Here is a 3,749-nt window from a genome sequence, read left to right on the forward strand (position 1 = left end):
AGCGGCGCCGACGTCGTGGTGACCGGGTACCGGCCGGGCGCCCTGGACCGGTTCGGGCTGGCTCCGCACGCGCTGGCCGATCGGCACCCCGGGCTGGTCGTGGCCCAGGTGTCGGCCTGGGGCGGCTACGGCCCCTGGGGCGGGCGGCGGGGCTTCGACAGCCTGGTGCAGGTCGCGACCGGCATCGCGGTGACCGAGGGCACGGCGGAGCGGCCCGGTGCGCTGCCCGCCCAGGCCCTGGACCACGGCACCGGCTATCTGCTGGCGGCGGCCGTGCTGCGGGCCCTGACCGAGCAGGCGCACGAGGGCGGGAGCCGACTGGTCCGGCTGGCGCTGGCCCGGACCGCCCGCTGGCTGACGGACGGCATCCGGCCGGACCCGGCCGAGGGCGAGCCCTGCCCGGGCCCGGACGCCTGGCTGGCGGAGACGGACAGCCCGCTCGGCCGGCTGCGGCACGCCCGCCCGCCCCTGTCCTTCACCGGCGGCCCCACCGGCTGGGCCGCGCCCCCGGTGCCGTGGGGCTCGGACCCGGCCGCGTGGCGGTGAGGCCGACGACGTCGATCCGGCCGCCCATGCCGTCAATGCCGTCAATGCCGTCAGCGCCGTCAACGCCGTCAACGCCGTCAACGCCGTCAACGCCGTCAACGCCGTCAACGGTATGGGGGGACCCCGCCGGTGCCGCCGGTCAAGCGGTCACGAGCACCTTGAGCGCGGTGCGCTCGTCCATGGCCTTGTAGCCGGCCGGCACGCCCTCCAGGTCGACGGTCATGTCGAACACCGGCGAGGGGTCGATCGTGCCGTCGAGCACGTCGGGCAGCAGGTCCGGGATGTAGGCCCGGACCGGGGCGACGCCGCCGCGGAGGGCGATGTTCCGGTCGAACATCACGCCCAGGTCCAGGCCGGTGCCGCTGCCGTGCGGCACGCCCACGAAGCCGATGGCACCGCCGTCCCGGGTGATGCCGACGGCCGTCCGCATGGACTGCTCGGTGCCGACCGCCTCCACGACGCAGTGGGCGCCCTGGCCGCGGGTCAGCTCACGGACGGCCTCGACGGCGGCCTCCCCGCGCTCGGCGACGACGTCGGTGGCCCCGAACCGGCGCGCGATGCCGGTACGGGTCTCGTGCCGGCCGAGCGCGATGATCCGCTCGGCACCGAGCCGCTTGGCGGCCAGGACGGCGCACAGGCCGACCGCGCCGTCACCGACGACCGCGACCGTGGCGCCGGGCCGGGCGCCCGCGCCGAGGGCGGCGTGGTGGCCGGTGCCGAGGACGTCGGACAGGGTCAGCAGGGCGGACAGCAGGCGTTCGTCGGAGGCCGCGTCCTTGGGCAGCCGCACCAGGGTGCCGTCGGCGAAGGGCACCCGGACGGCCTCGCCCTGGCCGCCGTCGTAGCCGACGGAACCCCAGAAGCCGCCGTGCTCGCAGGACGTCGTCAGGCCCTCGCGGCAGTAGGCGCAGACGCCGTCGGACCACATGAAGGGCGCGACGACCAGGTCACCGCGGTGGACGGTGCCCACGTCGGAGCCGGTCTCCTCCACGATCCCGAGGAACTCGTGCCCGATGCGCTGCCCCGGCTGCCGGGCCGCCTCACCGCGGTACGCCCACAGGTCGCTGCCGCAGATGCAGGCGCGCAGTACCCGCACGACGGCGTCGGTGGGCAACTGAACCACGGGCTCGGGCACGTCCTCCACTCGCATGTCGTACGGGGCGTGGATGGTGGTGGCGCGCATGACGGGGATCCTTCTCGTGCGGGGTCGTTGCGAGAGCGGGGTGCGCCCGGGGGTGTGGGCGCCCTTCACGGTACGTCGCCCGCCACGCGGGGCGCGCGGCGAGGTGCCGTAGCCCGTCCGCTGCCCGCTGCCCCGACGCCTGGCTTCGCCGGCACCGGCCGGCGCTCACACCCCCGCCGCCCCCAGCAGGGTCCCCGCCCCGTAGGTCACCCCCATCGCCAGTGCCCCGCCCACCGCGTTGCGCAGCACCGCCCGCCCGGGGTCCGCCGCGCCGAGGCGGGCGCTGGACCAGCCGGTGAGGGCGAGGGCGGCCAGGACCGAGACGACGGTGACGGTGAGGCGCCAGCCGGCCGGGGGCAGGACGATGGCCAGCAGGGGCAGCAGGGCGCCCACGGTGAACGACAGGAAGCTCGCCCAGGCCGCGTTCCAGGGGTTGGTCAGCTCGTCCGGGTCGATGCCCAGCTCCACGCGCGCGTGGGCCCTGAGCGCGTCCCGCGCAGTGAGCTGTTCGGCGGCCTCGCGGGCCACAGCGCGGGACAGCCCGCGCGCCTCCAGCAGCTCGGTCAGCTCCCGCAGTTCGGCCTCCGGCTGCTCGCGCAGCTCCCGTCTCTCCAGGGCGAGCGCGGCCCTCTCGGAGTCGCGCTGGGTGGAGACGGAGACGTACTCGCCGGCCGCCATGGACATCGAGCCGGCGAGCAGACCGGCCAGTCCGGCGGTGAGCAGGGCGGCCCGGTTCTCGGTCGCGCCGGCCACGCCGACCACCAGGCCCGCGGTGGAGACGATGCCGTCGTTCGCCCCGAGCACGGCCGCGCGGAGCCAGTTCAGCCGGGAGCCGAGGGCCCCGCCGTGGGCTTCGTCGTGGGTGGGTTCGGTCACGGCACGCAGGATCCCACCCCGGGTGCCACGGCGGCCGTACCGACGCCCCGCGCGGGAGGCCGCTTGGTGCCCGAACTGCCGTACGCCCACGTCGCTGTGGGACCCGGCGGTGTGGCACGCGGCGGCGCGCGGCGGCGAGGTGCCGGCCGTCCGGCGGGCGCCCGCCGCGGGCGCCGTCGACGAGCCGCGGCACCACCGGCGCCGGGCGGGGCGGACGGACTTCGCGTTCGCACGCGCGTGTGTACGGTGACCGCGCGGGAGGGCGAGCCGTCAGGCTGGGCCGCGGGGCTGAGGGACCGCGCTGTCAGTCGTGACCCGTATCCTCAGTGACCATGCTCGAAGACCGTGCGACCGCAGTGTCCTCCCCCACCCAGTGGCCGGCCGCGTATCCGAAGGGATACGCGGTCGTTGACGTGGAGACCACCGGCCTGGCCCGGGACGACCGGGTCATCTCCGCGGCCGTCTACCGGCTGGACGCGCGCGGCGAGGTCGAGGACCACTGGTACACGCTGGTCAACCCGGAGCGGGATCCGGGACCGGTGTGGATACACGGTCTGACGAGCGATGTCCTCGAAGGCGCCCCGCTGTTCGAGGACATCGCCGAGGAGTTCGCCGCCCGTCTGGACGGCCGGGTGCTCGTCGCGCACAACGCCGTCTTCGACTGGCAGATGATCGCGCGCGAGTACGCGCGCGTGCGGCGCGAGGCGCCGGTGCGGCAACGGCTGTGCACCATCGCGCTGTCGAAGGAGCTGGGGCTGCCGCTGCCCAACCACAAACTGGAGTCGCTCGCGGCCCACTTCGGGGTCGTGCAGCAGCGGGCGCACCACGCGCTGGACGACGCGCGTGTGCTCGCCGAGGCGTTCCGGCCCAGTCTGCTGGCAGCGGCGCAAAGCGGTGTGCGGCTGCCGCTGCTGGAGTGCCGGCCGCTGACGGAGTGGTCGGACCGGCCAGTGCCCCGTCAGTCGTCGGGTGGCTACGGTGTCTACCGGCCTGGCAGTTGGCGCCCTTCCCGCAAAAGGCCCGCATGCCCCCATCCCAACCCGGGCCGCTATGAAGAGGGCAAACCCCTCAAACAGGGCATGCGGGTGGCCTTCTCGGGTGACACCTCCACCGAGCGGGAGCTGCTGGAGGACCGCGCCACCGA

The 3,749-nt window shown here is 75.5% G+C and carries 4 protein-coding genes; 2 read left to right on the forward strand and 2 right to left on the reverse strand.

What is annotated here, in order from left to right; all coding sequences use genetic code 11:
* Nucleotides 1-546: CoA transferase (locus IE312_RS42155; RefSeq protein WP_229900526.1), on the forward strand; the 546-nt coding region annotated here is incomplete at its 5' end.
* A 139-nt stretch (nt 547-685) separates the two neighbouring features.
* On the opposite strand, the gene IE312_RS28290 is transcribed toward IE312_RS42155, so the two are convergent.
* The gene (locus IE312_RS28290; protein ID WP_189985136.1) at nt 686-1,729 is read right to left on the reverse strand and encodes a zinc-dependent alcohol dehydrogenase family protein; all 1,044 of its coding nucleotides are present in this window, start codon (nt 1,727-1,729) and stop codon (nt 686-688) included.
* Between the two features lie 165 nt (nt 1,730-1,894).
* A complete protein-coding gene (locus tag IE312_RS28295; RefSeq protein ID WP_189985137.1) occupies nt 1,895-2,605 on the reverse strand; it encodes a VIT1/CCC1 transporter family protein in 711 nt (236 codons plus the stop codon).
* A 332-nt stretch (nt 2,606-2,937) separates the two neighbouring features.
* On the opposite strand from IE312_RS28295, the gene IE312_RS28300 reads away from it, so the two are divergent.
* A partial coding sequence (locus IE312_RS28300) for a DEDDh family exonuclease (protein ID WP_229900527.1) occupies nt 2,938-3,749 on the forward strand: 812 nt, incomplete at its 3' end.

Source organism: Streptomyces capoamus (genome assembly GCF_014654935.1).
GTDB lineage: Bacteria > Actinomycetota > Actinomycetes > Streptomycetales > Streptomycetaceae > Streptomyces > Streptomyces capoamus.